A 21,493-nucleotide genomic window follows, 5' to 3' on the forward strand; every position below is an offset into this window, starting at 1 on the left:
CATGGGAAGTCGATCCGCGCGTACCTGGGCGGAACGAACGACCGACCATGCCCGAATCGACCAATCACGCGCGGAACGCCCCGCTCCCCGCGTCCCCAGCAGCCTCCGAGGGCAGCCCGTGCACGTTCTTTCCCATCGCACCCGACATGGGAAGTCGATCCGCGCGTACCTAGGCGGATCGAACGACCACCTATGCGCGGAACGACCAACCATGCGCGAAACGACCCACCACGCGCGCCCCGCCCCTACGCGCCGGCGGTGCTCTCGCGGACGACGAGCGTCGGCGTGACCGCGGTCGAGGCCGGCCGACCCCCGGCGACGAGCTCGAGCAGCGACCGCCCGGCGATCCTCCCGAGCTCGTCGAGGCGCATGTCCACCGTGGTCAGCGGCGGGCGGCTCGCGAGTGCCACCACGTCCCAGTCGTCGTACCCCGTCACCGCGACGTCCGCGGGTACCGACCGCCCGGTCTCCCGCAGGCGGTCGCACACCCCCCGGGCGATCTGGTCGTTCCCGCACACGACCGCGTCCACCCCGCCGTGCGTGCGGTCGAGCTGGTCGACGGCCCGGCGCCCCCAGCGCTCCGACCAGTCGCCGAACAGCGGCTCGCCGGTCATCCGGTCGCCGAGCACCGAGCGCGCCCCGGCGGCCCGGAGCTCGGCGGAGCGCGCGGTGACCGGCCCGGTGACGACCGCGACCCGTCGGCGCCCGAGCCCGAGGACGTGCCTCGCGGCGGCAGCGGCACCCGCGGCGTCGTCGAGGGTGACCGACACGTCGGCGTCCGACGTGGACGGCGTCAGGGCGTAGACGACGGGCACCGGGACCGGCACCTCGATCGGCGGCCGGGCGTCGGCGGAACGGCCGGTGACGATGATGCCGTCGACACCGCGGGAGACGAGCGAGCGCAGGTAGTGGGCCTCGCGCACGTGGTCGTCGCGGGTGTCGGCGACCAGGACCATGACCTCGCCGGCGGACAGGGCGTCCTCGGCGCCGAGCAGCACCGGCATCGTGAAGCGGCCGAACGAGTCGGTCGTCACCATCCCGACCGTGTACGAGCGACCGGACGACAGCGCCCGGGCCCGGGCGTCGCCGACGAACCCGAGCTGCTCGGCGGCGGCCTTGACCCGCTCCCGGGTCTCGGCACGGAGCTGCCCGGTGTCGTTCAACGCCTTCGAGGCGGTCCCGATCGACACCCCGGCGAGCGCCGCGACGTCCGCGATGCGAGCGGGACGCACGGCGTGCCCGGGATGCCCGGGACGTCTCGGGTGCCCGCGATGGCCTGGGTGACCGGAGGGGTCGTCCGACACGGCAACGTCCTTTCCGGGACCGTCGTCCCCCGTCGAAGCCTACGGGAACCGGCTCTTGCGCCCGGGACCGACCTGCCGTACGGTCGCCACGGAAAGCGCTTTCTGCCCGTCGGACGCGTCGGTCCCCGCCCCGGTCCCGACGCAGGAGCGCCCGAGCGCGAGGAGGCGCCGTGACGACCACGCTCCCCACCGACAGCCGAACACGGACCGCGACCCCGGTCCTCCCGACCGCCGGTGCGCACCTCGCGCTGCGGCCGCTCCCGACCGGCGACGCCCGGATCACCGGCGGCTTCTGGGCCCTGCGGCAGGACCGCAACGGCCGCGACGCGATCCGCAGCGGGTACGACCGGCTCGACGCCGCCGGGAACTTCCGGAACCTACGCATCGCCGCCGGGGACGAACAGGGCGAGGCGGTCGGCCCGGTCTTCATGGACTCGGACGTCACCAAGTGGCTCGAGGCGGTGGCGTGGGAGTACGGCCGCGCCCCCGCCGAGGACCTCCTCGCCCTGCAGCGCGAGGTCACCGCCCTGTACGCCAGGGCCCAGGCCGCGGACGGGTACGTCGACTCCGTGCAGCAGGTCCGCGGCAAGGGCGAGCGGTACGTCGACCTGAAGTGGAGCCACGAGCTGTACTGCGCCGGGCACCTGTACCAGGCGGCCGTCGCGCAGCACCGGGCGACGGGCGACACCGGGCTGCTCGAGGTCGCCGTGAAGAACGCCGACCACCTGGTCCGCACCTTCGGCGACGGGAAGACGGTCGACATCGACGGCCACCCGGTCGTCGAGATGGGACTCGTCGAGCTGTACCGCGAGACCGGCACCCGCGCCTACCTGGACCTGGCGCACTGGTTCGTCGACGCCCGCGGGCACGGCATCATCAAGCGCGCCGGCGGGGAACCCACGTACTTCTCCGACCGGGTGCCCGCCCGCGAGGCCACCACGGTGGAGGGACACGCCGTCCGTGCGGTCTACCTCGCGGCCGGAGCCGTCGACGTCGCGATCGAGACCGGCGACGCCGAGCTGCTGTCGGCGAGCGAGCGGCAGTTCGCCGACATGATGGCGACGAAGGCGTTCATCACCGGCGGCCTCGGCGCCCGCTGGGACTGGGAGGCGTTCGGCGACCCGTACGAGCTCCCGACCGACCGCGGCTACGCCGAGACCTGCGCTGCGATCGGCGGGATCCAGTGGGCCTGGCGCCTGCTGCTCGCGACCGGCGAGCCCGTGTACGCCGACGCGATCGAGCGGCTGCTGTACAACGCGTTCCTCGCCGGTGTGAGCCTGGCCGGCACCGAGTACTTCTACGTCAACCCGCTGCAGCACCGCGACCACGCCCACCAGGACGAGAACCGCTCCCCCGCCCACGGCCGTCGCGGCTGGTTCGACTGCGCCTGCTGCCCGCCGAACATCATGCGCACGTTCGCGAGCCTGGACGGCTACCTGGCCACCGCGACCGACGGCGGTCTGCAGGTGCACCAGTACGCCACCGCCGACCTCGGCCCGGTCCGTGTCGAGACCGGGTACCCGCACGACGGCCGCGTGGTCGTCACGGTCACGCAGGACGGGCCGCTCGCCCTCGGGCTGCGCATCCCCGCCTGGTCGGACATCACGACGGTCACCGGGCCGGACGGCACGGCACACCCCGCCCCGGGCACGCGGCACGTCCTGGACCGCACGTGGTCGGCGGGCGACACCGTCGAGCTCGTCCTCGACACGACACCGCACCGGTACGTCGCAGACCCCCGCATCGACGCCGCCCGAGGGCAGGTCGCGATCGAGCGCGGGCCGCTCGTCTACGCCGTCGAGCAGGCGGACCAGCAGGGCTTCACGGTCGACGACCTGACGGTCGACGCGTCGGCGCCGATCACCGAGGAGCGTCGCGACGACCTCCTCGACGGCGTCGTCACGCTGCGCGTGCCCGGGTCCGCCCCGTCCCGGCACGAGCAGGCAGCGTGGCCGTACCGGCGGCTCGACACGGACCGGACGGGAGGCACGGATCGCCCCGCGGACGCGACCAGCGTCGACGACGTGGCCGGGTCCGGCGACCGTGCCACGATCCTCCAGTCCGTCACGGCGACCGCCGTGCCGTACTACGCCTGGGCGAACCGCGGTCCCGAGCCGATGCGCGTCTGGATCCCGCTCGCGCGGTGACGCCGGCGGGCGCGCGACGCACGTTCCTGCCCATCGCACCTGACATCGCAAGCCGATCCGCGCGTACTCGGTCGGAACGGACGACCGACCATGCGCGGATCGGCACCCCGTGCGCGGATCGGCATCCCACGCGCGGATCGGCCTCCCACGCGCGGGACCGCTACGTGCTCCGCCGCACCACCAGCTCGGGCGCCAGGAGCGTCTCGTCGCGGGGCTCCCCCTCGACGAGCGCCCGCACCGTCTCGAGCACCCGCTGCCCCATCGCGACGAAGTCCTGCCGCACGGTGGTGAGCGGCGGCGTGAAGTGCGCGGCCTCGGGGACGTCGTCGAACCCGACCACGGCGATGTCGTCCGGCACGCGGAGCCCCTCGTCCGCGAAGGCGTGCAGCACCCCGAGCGCCATCTGGTCGTTCCCCGCGAAGACCGCGTCGACCACGGTCGCGTCGATGTGCCGGGCGGCGGCGAACCCGCTCGCCGGGGTCCAGTCGCCGTCGAGCACGACCGGTTCGAGCCCGGCCTCGCGCATGACCCGCTCGTAGGTGGCGCGGCGCACCTCGGACTCCTGCGACACCGACGGTCCGGCGATGTGCACGATCCGCCGGTACCCGTGCCCGAACAGGTGCTCCATGACCAGGGTCGTCCCGGCGGCCTGGTCGATGGCGACCGCGGCCACGCTCGGCGCCGCGGGGGTCCTGGCGTCGCGCTGCACGGCGTTCGCGACGACGACCGGCACCGAGACCGGGATCGTCAGCGACGCGAGCGCGTCGAGCACCCGGTTGTCCGCCGCCACCAGGACGATCGCGGCGACGTCCTGCGCGAGCAGGGTCGTGAGCGCGCCGGAGAGGTCGACGGGCCGCGGTTCGTCCGGCAGCGTGGACAGGAGCACGTGGTACCCGGCGGCCCGGGCGGCGCGCTCGAAGCCGATCGCCGTGCTCGACGGCCCGTACAGGGCGTCGCCGGCGGTGATGATGCCGAGCGCCCGGCTGCGGCCACCGGCCAGGGCCCTGGCGGCCGCGCGCGGTCGGTAGCCGAGCGCCGTGACGGCGTCGGTCACCTGCGAGCGGTACGCCTCGCGGACGGTGGGGTCGCCGTTGATGACGCGGGAGACGGTCTGGTGGGAGACGCCCGCGCGCTCGGCGACGTCGAAGATCGTCGGGGCCTTGCGGCGTCTGCCGCCGGCACCACCGAGCGCGGTCGTGGTCGTCACGGGGCTGAGCGTACCGCGCAGTCCGCCCGACGAGGCAAGGTCCCGAAACGGTCACGACGAGTTGACACCCCGTGACGGAACCCTCAGTATGTGAGCGCTCACCCGAGCAATCCCACGGGGCACAGCAGCCCCAGCACCTGAGCGCGTCGAGGACGACGCGAGAGGAACAGAGGTACTTCGATGATGAAGCGCAGGATCATCGCGGGCGTCGCAGCAGTCGGCATCGCGTTCTCCCTGGCGGCGTGCTCGGCCGGTGGCCGGGCGTCGACCGAGGGCGGCACCAGCAGCGGCGACAACAAGGGCGCGCTCGTGGGCGTCGCCATGCCCACCAAGGTCTCCGAGCGGTGGATCAAGGACGGCGACGCCGTCAAGAGCGACCTCGAGAAGGCCGGCTACAAGGTCGATCTCGAGTACGGCGACAACAAGGTCCAGCAGCAGGCCCAGCAGGTCAGCAACATGATCACCAAGGGCGCGAAGGTCCTGATCATCGCGTCGATCGACGGTGGGGCGCTCTCCGACCAGCTCGACGCCGCCGCCAAGGCCGGCATCAAGGTCATCTCCTACGACCGCCTGCTCACCGGCAACAAGAACGTCGACTACTACGTCTCGTTCGACAACTACAAGGTCGGCGTCGACCAAGCCACCTCGCTGCTGACGGGCCTCGGCCTCGTCGACGCGGACGGCAAGAAGACGGACAAGAAGGGTCCGTTCAACATCGAGGTCTTCGCCGGATCGCTCGACGACAACAACGCCGGCTTCTTCTTCAACGGCGCGATGGACACCCTCAAGCCGTACCTCGAGGACGGCACGCTGAAGATCCAGTCCGGCCAGGACCAGCTCTCCCAGGCCGCGACGCAGCAGTGGGACCCGGCGACCGCCAAGGCCCGCATGCAGAACCTGATCGCCAAGTCCTACTCCGGCGGCACCGAGCTGAACGGCGTCCTCTCGCCCTACGACGGCATGTCGATCGGCATCATCTCGGCCCTGCAGGGCGCCGGCTACGGCTCCTCGGACCGCCCGCTCCCGATCGTCACCGGCCAGGACGCCGAGCAGGCCTCGGTCAAGTCGATCATCGCCGGCCAGCAGTACTCGACGATCTACAAGGACACCCGCAAGCTCGCCAAGCAGTCGGTCACCATGGCCGAGGACCTGCTGACGGGCAAGAAGCCCGAGGTGAACGACACCAAGAGCTACGACAACAAGGTCAAGGTCGTCCCGACCTACCTGTTCCAGCCCACCGTCGTCACGAAGGACAACTACAAGTCCGTCCTGGTCGACAGCGGGTACTACACCGAGGCCGACCTCAAGTAGGACGCAACCATCCACAGGACTGGAGGCGCGGTGCACCCCCGCACCGCGCCTCCCGTCCGTCTCCACCCGCGCGACGCGCGGACGACGGAAAGGCGGTCCCACATGGCGGACACCATCCTCGAGATGCGGGACATCACCAAGACCTTCCCCGGTGTGAAGGCCCTGCAGGGCGTCTCCATCGAGGTCGAGCGCGGCCAGGTCCACGCGATCTGCGGCGAGAACGGCGCGGGCAAGTCGACCCTGATGAAGGTGCTGTCGGGCGTCTACCCGCACGGCTCCTTCGACGGCGAGATCCTGCTCGACGGCCAGCCGGTGAAGTTCGGCTCCATCAACGACTCCGAGGCCGCGGGCGTGGTCATCATCCACCAGGAGCTCGCCCTCAGCCCCTTCCTGTCGATCGCCGAGAACATCTTCCTCGGCAACGAGCGCGTCAAGGGCGGGCTCATCGACTGGAACCAGACGAACCTCGAGGCCGCCTCGCTCCTGCAGCGCGTCGGGCTCAAGGACAACCCCGTCACGAAGATCGTCGACATCGGCGTCGGGAAGCAGCAGCTCGTCGAGATCGCGAAGGCGCTCTCGAAGGACGTCAAGCTGCTCATCCTCGACGAGCCCACCGCGGCGCTGAACGACGACGACTCGGCCCACCTGCTCGAGCTCATCCGCTCGCTGCAGGCCGAGGGCATGACGGCGATCATCATCAGCCACAAGCTCAACGAGATCAAGGCGATCGCGGACAAGGTCACGATCATCCGCGACGGCAAGACGATCGAGACGCTCGACATGCACGCCGACGACGTCTCCGAGGACCGGATCATCCGCGGGATGGTCGGCCGCGACCTGTCGAGCCGCTACCCCGAGCGCGAGAACCCCGTCATCGGCGAGGAGCTCCTGCGCATCGAGGACTGGACCGTCCACCACCCGCTCGACGGCTCGCGCGAGATCATCCACCAGGCGAACCTCAACGTCCGGGCCGGCGAGGTCGTCGGCATCGCGGGCCTGATGGGCGCCGGGCGGACCGAGCTCGCGATGAGCGTGTTCGGGCACTCGTACGGCACCGGCATCAGCGGCACGGTCTACAAGCGCGGCGTCCCGATCAAGACGAACACGGTCACGCGGGCGATCGACAACGGCATCGCGTACGCGACCGAGGACCGGAAGCGCTACGGCCTGAACCTGATCGACGACATCAAGCGGAACATCTCCGGCTCGGCGCTCGGGAAGCTCGCCAACTGGGGCTTCGTGAACGGATCCCAGGAGACCACCGTCGCGGGCTCGTTCCTGAAGAGCATGAACATCAAGGCCCCGTCGGTGAACGCCGTCACGGGCAAGCTCTCCGGCGGCAACCAGCAGAAGGTCGTCCTGTCGAAGTGGATGTACGCCGACCCCGACGTGCTCATCCTCGACGAGCCGACCCGCGGCATCGACGTCGGCGCCAAGTACGAGATCTACACGCTCATCAACAGCCTGGCGGACCAGGGCAAGGGGGTCATCGTGATCTCCTCGGAGCTCCCGGAGCTCCTCGGCATCTGCGACCGCATCTACACGCTCTCCGAGGGCACGATCACCGCGGACGTGCCCCGCTCCGAGGCCACACCCGAGGTCCTCATGCAGTACATGACCCAGGAACGGGAGACCCCTGTCAATGAACGCGCTTAAGTCCGCCGCCGGCTACCTCACCGGGCAGCTCCGACAGATCGGCCTGTTCATCGCGCTGATCGTCATCGTCATCTTCTTCCAGGTGACGACGAGCGGCATCACCCTGGCCCCGATCAACGTCTCGAACCTGATCGTCCAGAACAGCTACATCCTCATCCTCGCCATCGGCATGGTGATGGTCATCATCGCCGGCCACATCGACCTGTCGGTCGGGTCGGTGGTCGCCTTCACGGGTGCCATGGCCGGCGTGATGATCACGCAGTGGGGCATCCCGTGGCCGATCGCGGTCGTCCTCTGCCTGGTGCTCGGCGGCCTGGTCGGCGCCTGGCAGGGCTTCTGGATCGCCTACTTCGGGATCCCGGCGTTCATCGTGACCCTGGCGGGCATGCTCGCCTTCCGCGGTGCCGCGCAGATCGTCCTGCAGAACCAGCAGATCTCGCCCTTCCCGGACGGCTTCCGCTCGCTCGGCTCGGGCTTCCTGCCCTCGTTCGGCACCTCGGGCTACGAGCCGCTGACGATGGTCCTCGGCTTCGCCGCCGCGGCGATCATGATCGTCGTCTCGCTCCGTGGCCGTGCCACCCGGCGCAAGTACCAGCTCGAGAGCGAGCCGCTCGTCTGGTTCCTCGTCAAGCTCGCCTTCGGCGTCGCGCTCGTCATCTACGTCGCGCTGCTGCTCGCCAGCTACAACGGCACGCCGATCGTCCTCGTCGTCCTCGGGCTGCTCGTGGTCGTCTACTCGGTGGTCATGCGGAGCGCGGTGTTCGGTCGCCACGTCTACGCGATCGGCGGCAACGCCCTCGCCGCGCAGCTGTCCGGCGTGAAGACGAAGCGTGTCACGTTCCTGCTGTTCGTGAACATGGGCGTCATCGCGGCGCTGGCGGGCGTGGTCTTCACCGGCCAGCTCAACCTCGCCGCCCCGGGTGCCGGCAACGGCTTCGAGCTCGACGCCATCGCGGCCGTGTTCATCGGTGGCGCAGCGGTCACCGGCGGCATCGGCACGGTGCCGGGCGCGATCATCGGTGGTCTCATCATCGGGATCCTGAACAACGGCATGTCGATCCTCGGTGTCGGCACCGAGTACCAGTCGCTCATCAAGGGCCTGGTGCTGCTCGCGGCCGTCGCGTTCGACGTGTTCAACAAGCGTCGGGCGGCGTCTGCGCGCAAGTAGGGGGTCCCACCCCCGTTCCCCTCACCCCTGTGGTGGAGCAGAAGACGTCGGGTCGCCGTGTGGCGCCCGACGTCTTCTGCTCCACCGCCTCGTTGTGCGGGTCGGGTCAGGCGGTCAGGACCGCCCACCCACCGGCCGGGAGGCGCAGGGTCCCGTCCCACAGGTCCCCACCGCCCGCCTCGACCCGCGTCGCGTCGGCTGCGGGCACCTCGACCGGGTCGTCTGCCAGGTTCAGGGCGGTCACCACGGCCGCGTCCGCGGTCGCCGTCCGCAGCACCAGCGCAGTGTTCGTCAGGTGCACGACGTCGGTGTGGGCGCGGTGCAGCCACGGCATCCGCCGGCGGAGGGCGACCAGGGCCTGGTACGTGCGGGTCAGGTCGGTCGGGCTCGGCGGCGCCGAGGGCAGCTCCGGACGCACGGCGTCGTCCCCGCCCAGACGCTCCTCCTTGACGGCGGTCCAGCCGTACTCGTCACAGGCGTAGACCACGGGGGTCCCGGCGACCGTGAACAGGACGGCGGCCGCGTGCCCGGCGAACCGCTCCCCCACCGCGCTGGCGATGCGGGTGACGTCGTGGTTGCCGACGAACGTGGTGGGGACGAACGTGCCGAGCAGGGCGTCGTGGCGCTCGACCGCGTGCGCCAGCTCGAAGCAGTTCCGGTCGGCGATCCCGTGCCAGGTGCCCTGCCAGAGCTCGTACTGCGTGGTCGAGTCCATCGTCGACGCCGTCACGATCGCGGCCGCGTCGCCGTGGATCACCTCGCCGCTGCACCACGCTTCCGGGAACCGCTCCCGCACGCGGGGCAGCACGGCCGCCCAGAAGGCCGGCGGCACCGCGTACGCCGCGTCGAGCCGCCAGCCGTCGATCCCCCGGGCGAGCCAGTGCGTCATCACCTCGACCACCAGGTCCTGCACCGCCGGGGAGTCGTGGTCGAGTGCGACGAGGATGTCGTGCCCCTCGAAGTCCCCCACCGGCACCGGGGCGCCCGGCTGCCAGCCCGTCCAGTCCACCGCGAACAGGTCGGCGGTCGGGGCGTCCGGTCCGTGCTCCTCGAGCGCGCGGAACGCGGGGTGGTCCCGTCCGACGTGGTTGAAGACCCCGTCGAACAGCACCCGCACGCCGCGGTCGTGCGCGGCCGCGAGCAGGGCGTCGAGGTCGGCGTCGTCGCCGAGGCGCGGGTCGACGCGGAAGTGGTCGACGACGTCGTAGCCGTGGGTGCTGCTCGCGGACACCGGACCGAGGAGCAGCCCGTTCAGCCCGAGGTCGACCACGTGGTCGAGCCACGGCACGAGCCGGGTCAGCCGGTGCTCGACCTGCCGCTCGTCGACCGGCGTCGTCGGACGGATCTCGGCCCCGACGGCTCCGAGCGGGTAGACGTGCCACCACATCGCGTGCTCGACCCACGCGGGCTCCTCCGGGCGGGCGGGGGCGGCTTCGTCGGCGGCGTTCACCGACCCGATGCTGCCAGCCCGAGCCTGGGCTGTGTGCGGGACCGGACAGCGGGACCAGGATGGTCGGCATGGGACGAGCGATCAGGACCGCTGCGGACGCGTCGGCATCGGCCGAGGCGCAGGCCGAGCGGACGTGCGCCTCGTGCGGCCGCCGGATGCCGTCGTCCGCCACCCCGGACGCGAAGTGGTGCTCCGCCGCGTGCCGGAAGCACGGCGTCGACGCCACCGACCGGGCGCTCGAGCAGCGGATCGACGAGCTGCTCGCCGCCCGTCCCCGCACGGCGAGCATCTGCCCGTCCGACGCCGCCCGCTCGCTCGAGCCGGACGACTGGCACCCCCTCATGGAGCCCGCACGTCGGGCCGCGCGCCGGATGGTGGCGCGGGGCGAGGTCGAGATCACCCAGCACGGCAGCGTCGTCGACCCGTCCACCGCCAAGGGACCGATCCGGATCCGACGTCCCCGGTAGGGAACACCTGTCGCCCGACCGCGTTGCACCCGGGGATGACGACCACCACCGAAGCGACCCCCGTCCGTCCCGAAGCCCTCGTCGTGGGCGCCAGCGGCATCACCGGCTCCGCCCTCGTCGACCACCTGCTCTCCCTGGGCTGGCGGGTCACCGCGCTGTCCCGCCGACCACTCGCCCGCGAGGGCGTCCGCACCGTCGCCGCCGACCTCCGCGAGCCGAATTCCCTCGCCGCGGCCCTCGCCGACGAACGACCGACCCACGTGTTCTTCACCGCGTGGCAGCGCCAGGAGACCGAGGCGGAGAACATCCGCGTCAACGGCGGCATGGTCCGCGACCTGCTCGCCGCCCTGTCGCACGCGCCGCTCGAGCACGTCGCGCTCGTCACCGGCCTGAAGCACTACCTCGGTCCGTTCGAGGCCTACGCCGCCGGGGTCGTGCCGGACACGCCCTTCCACGAGGAGGAGCCGCGGCTCGACGTCCCGAACTTCTACTACGCGCAGGAGGACGAGCTCTTCGCCGCCGCCGAGCGCCAGGGCTTCACGTGGTCGGTGCACCGTTCGCACACCGTGATCGGCCACGCCGTCGGCAACGCGATGAACATGGGCCTGACGCTCGCCGTGCAGGCCACGCTCGCCAAGGAGCTCGACCTGGACTTCGTGTTCCCGGGGAGCGCCGCGCAGTGGGACGGGCTCACGGACATGACCGACGCCGGGCTCCTCGCCGAGCACATGGTGTGGGCGGCGACGAGCCCCGAGGGTGCCGACGAGGCGTTCAACGTCGTGGACGGCGACGTCTTCCGCTGGCGGTGGATGTGGCCGCGACTCGCCGCACACCTGGGCGTCGACCCGGCGCGCGTCGTCGGGTTTGCCGACCGTCCGCGCCCGCTCGAGGAGCAGATGGCGCCGCACGAGCACGCGTGGGCCGGCATCGCCGAGCGGTACGGCCTGATCGAGCCCGACGTCACGCGGCTGGCCTCGTGGTGGCACACTGACGCCGACCTCGGCCGCGAGATGGAGGTCGTGACCGACATGGGGAAGAGCCGCGAGGCCGGGTTCACCGGGTACCGGCGCACCGACCGCGCGTTCGCCGAGCTGTTCGACCGCTACCGGGCGGACCGTCTGGTCCCGTAGTCGTACCCCGTCGGCGAGATCGGGGTACGTGAACCTCCGGCTGCGCCGCGAAGGGACGGGAGGCTCGTGGTTCAGTCGGGTGCACAGGCGCCGGGGACCCTCGGCGGGATCCCCGGAGGAAGGACGACACCATGTCGCTCGGAGACAAGGCGAAGGACGCCACCCAGAAGATCGTCGGCAAGGTCGAGGAGGCCGTCGGCAAGCACACGGACGACGCCGAACTGACGCACCAGGGCCAGAAGGACCAGGTCATGGGCGAGGCGCGTCTCGAGAAGGAGAAGGCGAAGGACCACCTCGAGGGCAAGTGAGCCTCGAGCACCGCTGACGCCCGCACCGCCCCCAGGCGGTGCGGGCGTCCTCCGTTCCGGGGCCCTGCCGCTCTGCCGCTAGAACGCGTAGCGGATGCGGCAGCTCGGCAGGTGCTCCGCCACGAGCTCCCGGAAGCGCTCGACGAGCTGCCCCTTCGTCGCCGCCCGGTAACGGACGTTGACGGCGCCGTTCTGCGACACCTTCTGCTCCTGCAGGTCCGGGCGCCAGAGTAGGTCCTCGGCCTTCGGGTGCCAGCCGAGGTTGACCTCGTGCAGGCCCTGGTTGTGGGTGAGGAAGATGACCTCGGCCGCGAGCTGTGCCTTGGCCGCGGGCGAGAGGACGTCGTCCACCTGCCGCAGGAGGTCGGCCCAGTCGGACTCCCACGTCGGCGTCAGGATCACCGGCGAGAAGTTCAGGTGGACCTCGTACCCAGCATCGACGAAGTCGTTCACCGCCGCGATCCGCTCCGCCATCGGCGAGGTCCGGATGTCCGTGACCTTCGCGGTCTCGTGCGGCATGAGCGAGAACCGGACGCGCGTGCGGCCCATCGGGTCCCAGTCGAGCAGGTCCCGGTTGACGTACTTCGTCGCGAAGGACGCCTTGGCGGTGGGACTCATCCGGAACAGGTCGCAGAGGTCGCGGACGTTCTCGCTGAGCTGCGCGTCGACCGAGCAGTCGCTGTTCTCGCCGATGTCGTAGACCCACGCGTCGGGGTCGCACTGGTTCGGTTCGGTCTTCGGCCCCTGCTTCGCGATGTTCCGCGCGACGTGCTTCGTGATCTGCTCGATGTTCGCGAACACGGTCACGGGGTTCGAGTAGCCCTTGCGTCGCGGCACGTAGCAGTACGCGCACGCCATCGCGCACCCGTTCGCGGTCGAGGGGGCGATGAAGTCGGCGGAGCGGCCGTTCGGCCGGGTGACGAGCGACTTCTTCACGCCGAGGACGAGCGCCTCGGTCTTGATCCGCACCCAGCGCCGGACGTTGCGTTCGTCGCCGTGGACCTCGGGGATGTTCCAGTGCGAGGCGACGGGCACGATCTCGGCGTCCGGCCACCGCGCGACGACGTCCTGCCCACGCGGGAGGTCGAGCGCGGCGGGCTCGGTGTAGATCCGTCGGACGTCGAGCAGGGGGTGGGCGCGGGGATCCGTCATCGATCCCTGTCTACCGCCGACCACCGACGGAGCAGACTCGGGGCATGAGCACGGAGCCCGACGACCACCACTTCGTCGTCGACGGCCGACGGTGGCGGCGCACCGACCCGGCGCTGCCCGAGGACCTCGCCGCCGCGCTCCGGTCGCACCTCGGTCGCGGGCGGAACGCCGTGCGCCGGGCGAAGCGCGACGGCGACGACGAGGCCCTGGCTGCCGCGCGGCGGCGGAACGGTCTGGCGAAGCACGGCCTCGGCGAGCGCGGCCCCGAGTGGTGGACCCGCCCGGAGGCCGACCGGGTCGCCGATGCCCGACGCGCGCTCGAGGAGCTCGACGCCCTCGACGCGTGACGCCGGGCGAGCGGTCCGTCCCATCGCGCGTGACATGGGATGCCGATCCGCGCGTCGGAGGTCGGAATCCCCGCCTTCCGACGCGCGGATCGGCATACCACGCGCGGATCGACACACCACGCGCGGATCGACACACCACGCGCGGATCGGCACGACGGGGGCGGGTCAGCCCTCGGTGTGGCCGAGGTCCGGCTCGACGAGCAGGCACACCCGGCGGGAGGCCGCGGCGTGCACCTCGAACACGACGACCTCGTTCCGGCCGGCCCGGAGCACCGGACCCGGCACGGCCAGGGTCCGCTGCGGCCCCCGCGACCAGTAGCGCCCCAGGCAGAAGCCGTTCACCCAGGCGACGCCCTTCCGGAAGCCGTCGAGCGACAGGTACCGGTCCCCCGGCTCGGTCAGGTCGAACGACCCCGCGGCGAACACCGGGCCGGCGAGCACGTCGCCGTCGGTGGGCGCGGTCCCGGCGAGCTGCGCCAGCGCTGCGGGCGCGATCGGGTCGAGGGCGAGCGGCGAGGCGCTCCACCGCGCGACCGGGACCCCGTCCACGGCGACCCCGCCGAGCAGGCCCTTCGGCTCGCCGATCCGGGGGCCGTAGTCGACCCGGCCCTGGTCCTCGACGAGCAGCTCGAGCGTGCCGGTGACCGGCGGGAGCGCGATCGCACGGTCGTGGTGCTCGCGTTCGAGCACGCCGACGACGACACCGTCCACGGTGACGACGGCGCGGTCGCGGACCTCGTCACCGACGGTCAGGACACCGCCGGTCGGCAGGTCGACCTCGGTCCGGTAGAGCACGAAGCCGCTGGCCACCCCGAGCGCGTCGAAGGTCGGCGGCTCGTCGTGGGTCGTCCACCCGGTCAGCGCGGGCAGCAGGGAGCGGAGCGACGCGACCCGGTCGAGCCGGACGGCGACGTCCCTGGCGGGCGCGGGGCGTGCCTCCAGGCCGGTGCCGTCGTCGTCGGTCAGGCGACCTGATCCACCGGGCTGCATCGAGGCGGGGAGCGGCGGGACGGGCGCGTAGCGCTCGATCACCGCGCGGAAGGCGTGGAACTTGTCGGTCGGGCGACCGGCCTCGTCGAGCGGGGCGTCGTAGTCGTACGACGTCGCGATCGGCCGGTACACGCCCTTGTCGTTCGCGCCGTTCGTGAAGCCGAAGTTCGTACCGCCGTGGAACATGTAGACGTTGACCGAGCCGCCGGCGGCGAGCAGGACGTCCAGGTCCGCCGCCGAGTCGGCCGCCGGGGTGGTGTGGTGGTGCTCGCCCCAGCTGTCGAACCAGCCGTCCCAGAACTCCGAGCACATCAGCGGACCGGTCGGCTGCGCCTGGCGGAGTCGCTCGAGCCGCGCGGCCGAGCGGGACCCGAACGAGCCGGTCTTGTGCAGCGACGGCAGTGAGCCGTCCTCGAGCATGGTGCCCATCGGTTGGTCGACGCTCGTGAACGGCACCGTCAGCCCGATGTCCCGGTGCATCTGCTCGAGCTTCGTCAGGTAGACCGGGTCGGAGCCGTACGCGCCGTACTCGTTCTCGACCTGCACGAGCACGATCGGCCCGCCGTGGTCGATCTGCCGCGGGACGAGCACGGGCGCGAGCTGCTCGAGGTAGTCCTGCACGGCGGCGAGGAACCCCGGCTCGTCGCGGCGGACGCCGACGGTGCCGTCGGTGAACAGCCAGTACGGCAGGCCGCCGTTCGTCCACTCGGCGCAGATGTACGGCCCGGGGCGGACGATGGCGTGCATGCCCTCGGCGGCGACCAGGTCGAGGAAGCGGCCGAGGTCGAGCCCGCCGGTCAGGTCGAACTCGCCCGGCCGGGGCGCGTGCGCGTTCCAGGCGACGTAGGTCTCGACGGTGTTGAGGCCCATGAGCTTGGCCTTGCGGATCCGGTCCTGCCACAGGTCCGGGTGCACGCGGAAGTAGTGGATCGCGCCGGACAGGACCCGGTGCGGCTCGCCGTCGAGCAGGAAGTCGGTGTCGCCGATGGCGAAGCGCATGGTGTGACCCTCTCAGGGATCGGGGCCGTGCGGAAGGATCCGCACGGCCCCGAGGTGGTGGTGGAACGGTGTTACTTCGAGGTGACCTTGAAGCCCTGCTCGTTGCCGTACTTCACGATCGCCTTCTGCCAGGCCTCGAGCCCGGCGTTCAGGTCGGACTTGTCCTGGTACGCCTGGCCGACGGTGTCCGCGTAGACGCTGTTCGCGTAGACCTGGAAGGGCAGGTACTGCCAGCCCTCGGCGACGCTGGAGGACGCCTTCGACAGGGTCTCGTTGATCGCCTCGCCACCGAAGTACTCCGGCTTCTCGGCGGTGAAGGTCGACGAGGTGAGCTGCGCCTTGGTCGACGGGAAGCCGCCCGACTTCAGGAACACGTCGATCGAGTCCTGCGAGGAGTTCAGCCACTTCAGGAAGCCGGCCGCGAGCGCCGGGTTCTTCGACTGCTTCATGACGACCTCGGCGGAGCCGCCGTTGTTCGCGGTGACGTCGGAGGAGCCGTCGTAGGTCGGGATCGGGGCGACGCGCCAGTTGCCGCTGCCGTCCTTCACGCTCGACTCGAGCACGCCGGGCATCCAGGCGCCGGTGACCATCGTGGCGATCTCACCGTTGCCGAGCTGCTTGTACCAGTCGTCGGTCCAGCCGGGCGTCTGCGAGAGCAGGCCCTTCTCGACGAGCTGGTTCCAGGTCGAGGTCCACTTCTTGGTACCCGCGTCCTGCAGGTTCACCGTGACGTCGGTGCCCTTGACCTCGAACGGACGGCCGCCGGCCTGCCAGATCATCGAGGTCGTGAAGCCCGCGTCACCGCTGTCCGCGGCGATGTAGGCGTTCGGGTTGGACGCGTGGATCTTCTCGGCGTCCGCGACGTACTCGTCCCAGGTCTTCGGCGGCGTGGTGATGCCGGCGTCGTCGAACGTCTTCTTGTTGTAGAACATCGCCATGGGGCCGGAGTCCTGCGGGAGGCCGTAGACCTTGCCGTCGAGGTCGACCGACTGCCAGGTGCCCGCACCGTACTTGTCCGCCAGCTTGTCGAAGCCGTACGACTTCAGGTCGACGAGCGAGTCGCTCAGGGCGAACTGCGGCAGCGCGAAGTACTCGATCTGCGCGACGTCGGGGGCGCCGGAGCCGGCCTTGATCGTGTTCTGCAGCTTGGTGTACTGGTCGTTGCCGGTGCCGGCGTTGACGAGCTTGACCTTGACCTTCGGGTACGCCTTCTCGAAGGCGGCGACCTGGGCCTGGGCGGAGGGGGTCCACGACCAGTAGGTCAGCGACCCACCCTTCTCGAGGGCCTTCGTGATGTCGTCGGCCGATCCACCGGAGGAGGACGAGCCGCCGGCGGCGCAGGCCGTCATGGCGACGGCTGCGGTGACGCCGATCGCGAGGGCGCTGAGCCCGCGACGGAGACGCTTGTGCATGAGGGTGCCTTTCACTTCATCGTGAAGCAGGTGCTTCGGGTGGTGCTGCTGGGTGGTGCGGGAGGTCAGGCCTTGACGGACCCGGCCGCGAGGCCGGACTGCCAGGAGCGCTGGAGGAAGAGGAACGCGACGACGATCGGGATGATCGTGAGGAGCGATCCGGTGACGACGAGGTTGTAGATCGGGTGTGCGGAGACGCCCTGCGCCTGCGCGCTCCACTGGTTGAGGCCGACCGTGAGCGGGTAGAGGTTCGGATCGCTCAGCATGATCAGGGGCAGGAAGTAGTTGTTCCAGGTCGCGACGACGGCGAACAGCAGGACCGTCACGACGCCGGGGGCGAGCAGGCGGAGGGCGATCGTGAAGAAGATCCGGAACTCGCCCGCGCCGTCCATCCGCGCCGCCTCGATGACCTCGGTCGGGACCGCGTCGATCGCGTAGGTCCAGATGAGGTACATGCCGAACGGGCTGATGAGCGACGGCAGGATGATCGCCCACGGGGTGTTCGTGAGGCCGACCGACGAGAACAGCAGGAACGTCGGGACGGCGAGCGCGGTGCCGGGGATCGCGATCGCGCCGAGCACGACGGCGAACACCGCACGGCGGCCCGGGAACCGGAACTTCGCCATGCCGTAGCCGGCGATCGTCGCGAGGAGCGTCGCCCCGCCGGCGCCGACCACCACGTAGAGCACGGTGTTCGCGAGCCAGCGCAGGTAGATGCCGCCGTTGTAGGTCAGCGTCTCGCCGATGTTCTGGAACAGCGAGAAGCCGTTGCCGAACCAGAGCCCGAAGGTGCTGAGCAGGTCGTCCTGCGACTTCGTCGCGTTGACGACGAGGTAGAAGAGCGGCAGCAGCGAGTAGACGGTGATGACGATCATCACCACGAGCAGGAGCGTCGACTTGCGGGCGCGGGGTCCACGGCCCTTCGGGCCGCTCGGACGGGAGGCACGGGTGCGGCCCGCCCCGCTGCGTCCGCGGGTGGTCACCGCCTCGGTCACGGTGGGCGGCGTCGTGCGGGTGTCCAGGGTGCTCATCGGTTCTCCGCTCGGGTCCCGCGCACCTGCACGACGTAGGCGATCACGGCGGTGATGACGCCCATGACGATCGCGACGGTGGCGGAGTAGTTGAACTGCTGGCCGCTGAAGGACAGCGAGTAGGCGTACATGTTCGGCGTGTACGAGGTGCCGATGACGTTCGGGGCGAGCGTCTTGAGCAGGTTCGGCTCGTTGAAGAGCTGGAAGCTGCCGATGATCGAGAAGATCGTGGCGATGACGATCGAGCCGCGGAGCGCCGGGATCTTGATCGACCAGATCGTGCGGATCGGGCCGGCACCGTCGATCTCGGCGGCCTCGTAGAGCTCACCGGGCACGACGCGCAGGGCCGCGTAGAAGATCAGCATGTTGTAGCCGACGAACTCCCACGTGACGATGTTGCCGATCGACGCGAGCATCCAGTCCGGGCTGAACGGCTGCAGCAGGTCGATGCCGAGCGCCGAGTTGATCGTGCCGGTGAGACCGAACTGGTTGCCGTAGATGAAGCCCCAGATGAGCGCCGCGACCACGCCGGGCACCGCGTAGGGCAGGAAGATCGCGATCCGGAAGAAGGACGCCGCCCACAGGCGGGCGCTGTCGAGCGCGAGCGCCGCGATCAGCGCGACGACGAGCATGATCGGCACCTGGACGACGAGGAACAGCACGACGCGGCCGAACCCGGTCCAGAACTTGGCGTCCTGGAACAGCTGCACGTAGTTGGCGAACCAGACGAACTGGTTGCCGCCGATCAGCTGGTCGCGGAACAGGCTGAGCCAGAGCGCGTAGCCGATCGGGACGACGAGCATGGCCACGAGGACCACGACGAACGGACCGACGAACATCCAGCCGGTCCAGCGGCCGCGCTGCCGGTTCCGGCGCCGCGGCGGCGTCGCCGGAGCTGCGGCTCCTGGCGCACGCGCTTCGAGCGTGGTCATGTGACTCCCTTGTCGTGCTGCGTTCGGGTGCGTCGATGTTGACGTCAACATCGAACTTGGGAACCGTAGCATGGCAACGTCAACATGCGCTACCGTTCGGGGACGGCACCACCGCGGGAGCCGCCCGAGGGGGAAGGAGCGCTCGTGTCGACCGAGATCGCCGCCACGCGCCGCGCGCCCTCGCTGGCCGCCGTGGCCGAGGCCGCCGGGGTCTCGATGCAGACCGTCTCCCGCGTGTCCCGCGGGTTCGACAACGTCAGCCCCGACACCCGCGAACGGGTCCAGCGCGCCATGGACGCCCTCGGCTACCGCCCCAACCGCGCCGCCCGGGCCCTGCGTTCCGGCCGCTTCCGCACGATCGGCGTGATCATGTTCACGCTCGCGTCCTTCGGCAACATGCGCACGCTCGAGGCGATCGCCGACGCGGCCGGCGCCGCGGACTTCACGATCACGCTGCTGCCGATGGCCTCCCGGACCGAGGAGGGCGTGCGGTCGGCGTTCTCCCGGCTGCACGAGCAGGCCGTCGACGGGGTCGTCATCATCATCGAGTCGCACATCATCGACACGGCCGAGGTCGCCCTGCCCGACGGCGTACCGATGGTCGTCGTCGACTCGACCGGCACGACCGAGCACCCCGCGATCGACACCGACCAGGCCGACGGTGCCCGCCAGGCGACGCAGCATCTGCTCGACCTCGGGCACGAGACCGTCTGGCACGTCGCCGGCCCGGAGTCGTCCTACTCCGCCGCCCGCCGGCTGGCCGCGTGGCAGGACACCCTCGAGCGCGCCGGACGGCCCGTCCCGCCCGTGTTCCACGGCGGGTGGACGACCGAGCACGGCTACTCCGCCGGGCTCGAGATCGCCGGCCGACCGGAGATCACGGCCGTGTTCGCCGCGAACGACCAGACCGCGCTCGGGGTCCTGCGCGCGGCGCACGAGTCCGGCCGGAGCGTCCCGGACTCGCTCAGCGTCGTGGGCTTCGACGACTCCCCCGAGTCCGACTCCTTCTGGCCGCCGTTGACGACCGTGCACCAGTCCTTCGACGAGGTCGGCCGCCGTGCGGTCGCGAACCTGCTCGCGCAGATCGAGGGCGACCCGGTCCACACCGCGACGGACCTGGTCCCCGTGCGGCTCGTCGAGCGGGCGAGCACGGCGGCACCACCGGCCTGACCACGCCGGACAGCGCTGCGCGCGCCGGCCGCCCGGCCGCCGGCCGCCCGGCAAGGCCCTAGGCTCCCGTGATGGAACTCGTCCCGCCGTCCCGCGCCTTCTTCCCCTCGTTCGTCCGCGCCCTCGCGGAGTGGGGCGACGCCCACCAGGACGGCGCGGGCGTCCGGGACGCCGCGGCACTGCGCGACCCGGAGGGCTTCGGCCGCTGGGTCGACCAGCTGCTCGCCGAGGAGACCACGGCCGCGGTCGAGCTCGGCCACGTGACCTGCACCTACCGCTGGGTCGTCGAGGGCGACGAGTACCTCGGCAGCATCGCTCTGCGGCACGAGCTGAACGACTGGCTCCGCGAGTACGGCGGCCACGTCGGGTACGGCATCCGCCCGTCCGCGCGCGGGCGCGGCCTGGCGTCGGCGGCCCTCGCGGCCACGCTCGACACGGCCGCCGAGCGCGGGATGCCCGAGGTGCTCCTGACCTGCGACGCGACGAACCCCGCGTCCCGCCGGGTCATCGAACGGAACGGCGGCCGGTACGAGCGGAGCGTCGTCACCCCGGACGGCCACACCCTGCTGCGCTTCTGGATCCGCACCGGCGCCCACCACGCCCCGGACGTCGACACGGTCGAGATCGTGGGCGGCCCCGAGGCGCTGACCGTCGGGCTGCACGAGCACGACCCCGCCTGGGCGGAGCGCTTCGCGGCGCACCGCGACCGGATCACGGCCGCGCTCGCCGGCCAGCACGTCGTGGTCGAGCACATCGGGTCGACGGCGGTGCCCGGGCTCGCCGCCAAACCGATCGTCGACGTCGCGGTCGCCGTACCGGACGTCACCGACGAGGCCGCGTACCTGGAGCCGCTCCTGGCAGCCGGCTACGAGCTGCGCGTCCGCGAGCCCGGGCACCGGCTCGTCCGGACCCCGGAGCGGGACGTGCACGTCCACGTGTACGAGCACGGCGCACCCGCCCTCGACGCGTACCTGCTGCTCCGGGACCACCTCCGCCGGGACGCCGCGGACCGCCAGCGGTACGAGGACGTCAAGCGGGCGCTGATGACCCGGAGCTGGGACGACATGAACGCGTACGCCGACGCCAAGACCGAGGTCATCGAGGCGGTCAAGGACCGCGCGCGCCGCGCAGCCGACTGATCCGGTCCGCACCGGCCGGGTCGGGACTGGCGGTGGTCGCGACCAACGGTCGCGACCACCGGGTGCCGGCGTGACCCGAACACGTTCCCCGGCACCTGAAGCGTCTCGGGGACCTGATCCTCCGCCGCGACGCTGCCTGCACCGAGGATGCTCCGGCGGACCCGTCGCGGTCA

General features: G+C 71.2%; 18 protein-coding genes. 10 read left to right on the forward strand and 8 right to left on the reverse strand.

Annotated features, from left to right (window positions below; genetic code table 11):
* Nucleotides 1-245: 245 nt before the first annotated feature.
* Nucleotides 246-1,232, reverse strand: coding sequence for a LacI family DNA-binding transcriptional regulator (locus tag LQK89_RS12370; protein WP_231049259.1), 987 nt, complete (start codon nt 1,230-1,232; stop codon nt 246-248).
* A 242-nt stretch (nt 1,233-1,474) separates the two neighbouring features.
* On the opposite strand from LQK89_RS12370, the gene LQK89_RS12375 reads away from it, so the two are divergent.
* Nucleotides 1,475-3,451, forward strand: coding sequence for a glycoside hydrolase family 127 protein (locus LQK89_RS12375; RefSeq protein ID WP_231049260.1), 1,977 nt, complete (start codon nt 1,475-1,477; stop codon nt 3,449-3,451).
* 160 nt (nt 3,452-3,611) lie between these two features.
* On the opposite strand, the gene LQK89_RS12380 is transcribed toward LQK89_RS12375, so the two are convergent.
* Complete coding sequence (locus tag LQK89_RS12380; protein WP_083519745.1) at nt 3,612-4,658, reverse strand: LacI family DNA-binding transcriptional regulator; 1,047 nt, start codon at nt 4,656-4,658, stop codon at nt 3,612-3,614.
* Between the two features lie 180 nt (nt 4,659-4,838).
* On the opposite strand from LQK89_RS12380, the gene chvE reads away from it, so the two are divergent.
* The 3 genes from chvE to mmsB all read left to right on the forward strand — a co-directional run bounded on the left by chvE (nt 4,839) and on the right by mmsB (nt 8,793).
* A complete protein-coding gene (chvE, locus tag LQK89_RS12385; RefSeq protein ID WP_231049261.1) occupies nt 4,839-5,969 on the forward strand; it encodes a multiple monosaccharide ABC transporter substrate-binding protein in 1,131 nt (376 codons plus the stop codon).
* Nucleotides 5,970-6,071: 102 nt separating this feature from the next.
* The gene (mmsA, locus tag LQK89_RS12390) at nt 6,072-7,625 is read left to right on the forward strand and encodes a multiple monosaccharide ABC transporter ATP-binding protein (protein WP_058740519.1); all 1,554 of its coding nucleotides are present in this window, start codon (nt 6,072-6,074) and stop codon (nt 7,623-7,625) included.
* Nucleotides 7,612-8,793: a multiple monosaccharide ABC transporter permease gene (gene mmsB, locus LQK89_RS12395; RefSeq protein ID WP_058740518.1), complete on the forward strand. Its 1,182-nt coding sequence runs from the start codon at nt 7,612-7,614 to the stop codon at nt 8,791-8,793. Before mmsA ends, mmsB begins: the two co-directional genes overlap by 14 nt.
* Nucleotides 8,794-8,899: 106 nt before the next feature.
* Here mmsB and LQK89_RS12400 read toward each other — a convergent pair whose 3' ends face one another.
* The gene (locus tag LQK89_RS12400) at nt 8,900-10,180 is read right to left on the reverse strand and encodes an alpha-amylase family glycosyl hydrolase (RefSeq protein ID WP_231050798.1); all 1,281 of its coding nucleotides are present in this window, start codon (nt 10,178-10,180) and stop codon (nt 8,900-8,902) included.
* Nucleotides 10,181-10,311: 131 nt separating this feature from the next.
* On the opposite strand from LQK89_RS12400, the gene LQK89_RS12405 reads away from it, so the two are divergent.
* From LQK89_RS12405 to LQK89_RS12415, 3 genes are all read left to right on the forward strand, one after another.
* On the forward strand, nt 10,312-10,710 hold the full coding sequence (locus LQK89_RS12405) for a DUF3253 domain-containing protein (protein WP_231049262.1): 399 nt from the start codon (nt 10,312-10,314) through the stop codon (nt 10,708-10,710).
* 35 nt (nt 10,711-10,745) lie between these two features.
* Nucleotides 10,746-11,840, forward strand: a complete 1,095-nt coding sequence (locus tag LQK89_RS12410) for an SDR family oxidoreductase (RefSeq protein WP_231049263.1) — start codon at nt 10,746-10,748, stop codon at nt 11,838-11,840.
* A 131-nt stretch (nt 11,841-11,971) separates the two neighbouring features.
* Complete coding sequence (locus LQK89_RS12415) at nt 11,972-12,148, forward strand: CsbD family protein (protein WP_174777812.1); 177 nt, start codon at nt 11,972-11,974, stop codon at nt 12,146-12,148.
* Between the two features lie 78 nt (nt 12,149-12,226).
* On the opposite strand, the gene LQK89_RS12420 is transcribed toward LQK89_RS12415, so the two are convergent.
* On the reverse strand, nt 12,227-13,300 hold the full coding sequence (locus LQK89_RS12420) for a spore photoproduct lyase family protein (RefSeq protein ID WP_231049264.1): 1,074 nt from the start codon (nt 13,298-13,300) through the stop codon (nt 12,227-12,229).
* Nucleotides 13,301-13,344: 44 nt separating this feature from the next.
* On the opposite strand from LQK89_RS12420, the gene LQK89_RS12425 reads away from it, so the two are divergent.
* On the forward strand, nt 13,345-13,647 hold the full coding sequence (locus LQK89_RS12425) for a hypothetical protein (RefSeq protein ID WP_058740515.1): 303 nt from the start codon (nt 13,345-13,347) through the stop codon (nt 13,645-13,647).
* Nucleotides 13,648-13,812: 165 nt separating this feature from the next.
* On the opposite strand, the gene LQK89_RS12430 is transcribed toward LQK89_RS12425, so the two are convergent.
* The 4 genes from LQK89_RS12430 to LQK89_RS12445 all read right to left on the reverse strand — a co-directional run bounded on the left by LQK89_RS12430 (nt 13,813) and on the right by LQK89_RS12445 (nt 19,011).
* Nucleotides 13,813-15,636, reverse strand: coding sequence for a glycoside hydrolase family 35 protein (locus tag LQK89_RS12430; RefSeq protein WP_231049265.1), 1,824 nt, complete (start codon nt 15,634-15,636; stop codon nt 13,813-13,815).
* A 71-nt stretch (nt 15,637-15,707) separates the two neighbouring features.
* Complete coding sequence (locus tag LQK89_RS12435; RefSeq protein WP_174777809.1) at nt 15,708-17,048, reverse strand: ABC transporter substrate-binding protein; 1,341 nt, start codon at nt 17,046-17,048, stop codon at nt 15,708-15,710.
* A 65-nt stretch (nt 17,049-17,113) separates the two neighbouring features.
* A complete protein-coding gene (locus LQK89_RS12440) occupies nt 17,114-18,079 on the reverse strand; it encodes a carbohydrate ABC transporter permease (protein ID WP_058740512.1) in 966 nt (321 codons plus the stop codon).
* Nucleotides 18,076-19,011, reverse strand: coding sequence for a carbohydrate ABC transporter permease (locus LQK89_RS12445; RefSeq protein WP_114849845.1), 936 nt, complete (start codon nt 19,009-19,011; stop codon nt 18,076-18,078). Before LQK89_RS12445 ends, LQK89_RS12440 begins: the two co-directional genes overlap by 4 nt.
* Nucleotides 19,012-19,155: 144 nt before the next feature.
* Here LQK89_RS12445 and LQK89_RS12450 point away from each other — a divergent pair, with 144 nt between their 5' ends.
* Nucleotides 19,156-20,181, forward strand: a complete 1,026-nt coding sequence (locus tag LQK89_RS12450; protein ID WP_231049266.1) for a LacI family DNA-binding transcriptional regulator — start codon at nt 19,156-19,158, stop codon at nt 20,179-20,181.
* 71 nt (nt 20,182-20,252) lie between these two features.
* Nucleotides 20,253-21,320 (forward strand): GNAT family N-acetyltransferase, encoded by a 1,068-nt coding sequence (locus tag LQK89_RS18115; RefSeq protein ID WP_331000546.1) that lies wholly within the window; start codon nt 20,253-20,255, stop codon nt 21,318-21,320.
* The last annotated feature ends 173 nt before the right edge of the window (nt 21,321-21,493 follow it).

Origin of the sequence: Curtobacterium sp. C1 (assembly GCF_021049325.1) — a bacterium.
Lineage (GTDB): Bacteria > Actinomycetota > Actinomycetes > Actinomycetales > Microbacteriaceae > Curtobacterium > Curtobacterium citreum.

Bases quoted from the DNA above. Each gene is read 5' to 3' on its own strand.
- chvE (WP_231049261.1), top strand. From the start codon at position 4,839: ATGATGAAGCGCAGGATCATCGCGGGCGTCGCAGCAGTCGGCATCGCG.
- mmsA (WP_058740519.1), top strand. From the start codon at position 6,072: ATGGCGGACACCATCCTCGAGATGCGGGACATCACCAAGACCTTCCCC.
- mmsB (WP_058740518.1), top strand. From the start codon at position 7,612: ATGAACGCGCTTAAGTCCGCCGCCGGCTACCTCACCGGGCAGCTCCGA.
- LQK89_RS12400 (WP_231050798.1), bottom strand. From the start codon at position 10,180: ATGTGGTGGCACGTCTACCCGCTCGGAGCCGTCGGGGCCGAGATCCGT.
- LQK89_RS12405 (WP_231049262.1), top strand. From the start codon at position 10,312: ATGGGACGAGCGATCAGGACCGCTGCGGACGCGTCGGCATCGGCCGAG.
- LQK89_RS12410 (WP_231049263.1), top strand. From the start codon at position 10,746: ATGACGACCACCACCGAAGCGACCCCCGTCCGTCCCGAAGCCCTCGTC.
- LQK89_RS12415 (WP_174777812.1), top strand. From the start codon at position 11,972: ATGTCGCTCGGAGACAAGGCGAAGGACGCCACCCAGAAGATCGTCGGC.
- LQK89_RS12420 (WP_231049264.1), bottom strand. From the start codon at position 13,300: ATGACGGATCCCCGCGCCCACCCCCTGCTCGACGTCCGACGGATCTAC.
- LQK89_RS12425 (WP_058740515.1), top strand. From the start codon at position 13,345: ATGAGCACGGAGCCCGACGACCACCACTTCGTCGTCGACGGCCGACGG.
- LQK89_RS12430 (WP_231049265.1), bottom strand. From the start codon at position 15,636: ATGCGCTTCGCCATCGGCGACACCGACTTCCTGCTCGACGGCGAGCCG.
- LQK89_RS12435 (WP_174777809.1), bottom strand. From the start codon at position 17,048: ATGCACAAGCGTCTCCGTCGCGGGCTCAGCGCCCTCGCGATCGGCGTC.
- LQK89_RS12440 (WP_058740512.1), bottom strand. From the start codon at position 18,079: ATGAGCACCCTGGACACCCGCACGACGCCGCCCACCGTGACCGAGGCG.
- LQK89_RS12445 (WP_114849845.1), bottom strand. From the start codon at position 19,011: ATGACCACGCTCGAAGCGCGTGCGCCAGGAGCCGCAGCTCCGGCGACG.
- LQK89_RS18115 (WP_331000546.1), top strand. From the start codon at position 20,253: ATGGAACTCGTCCCGCCGTCCCGCGCCTTCTTCCCCTCGTTCGTCCGC.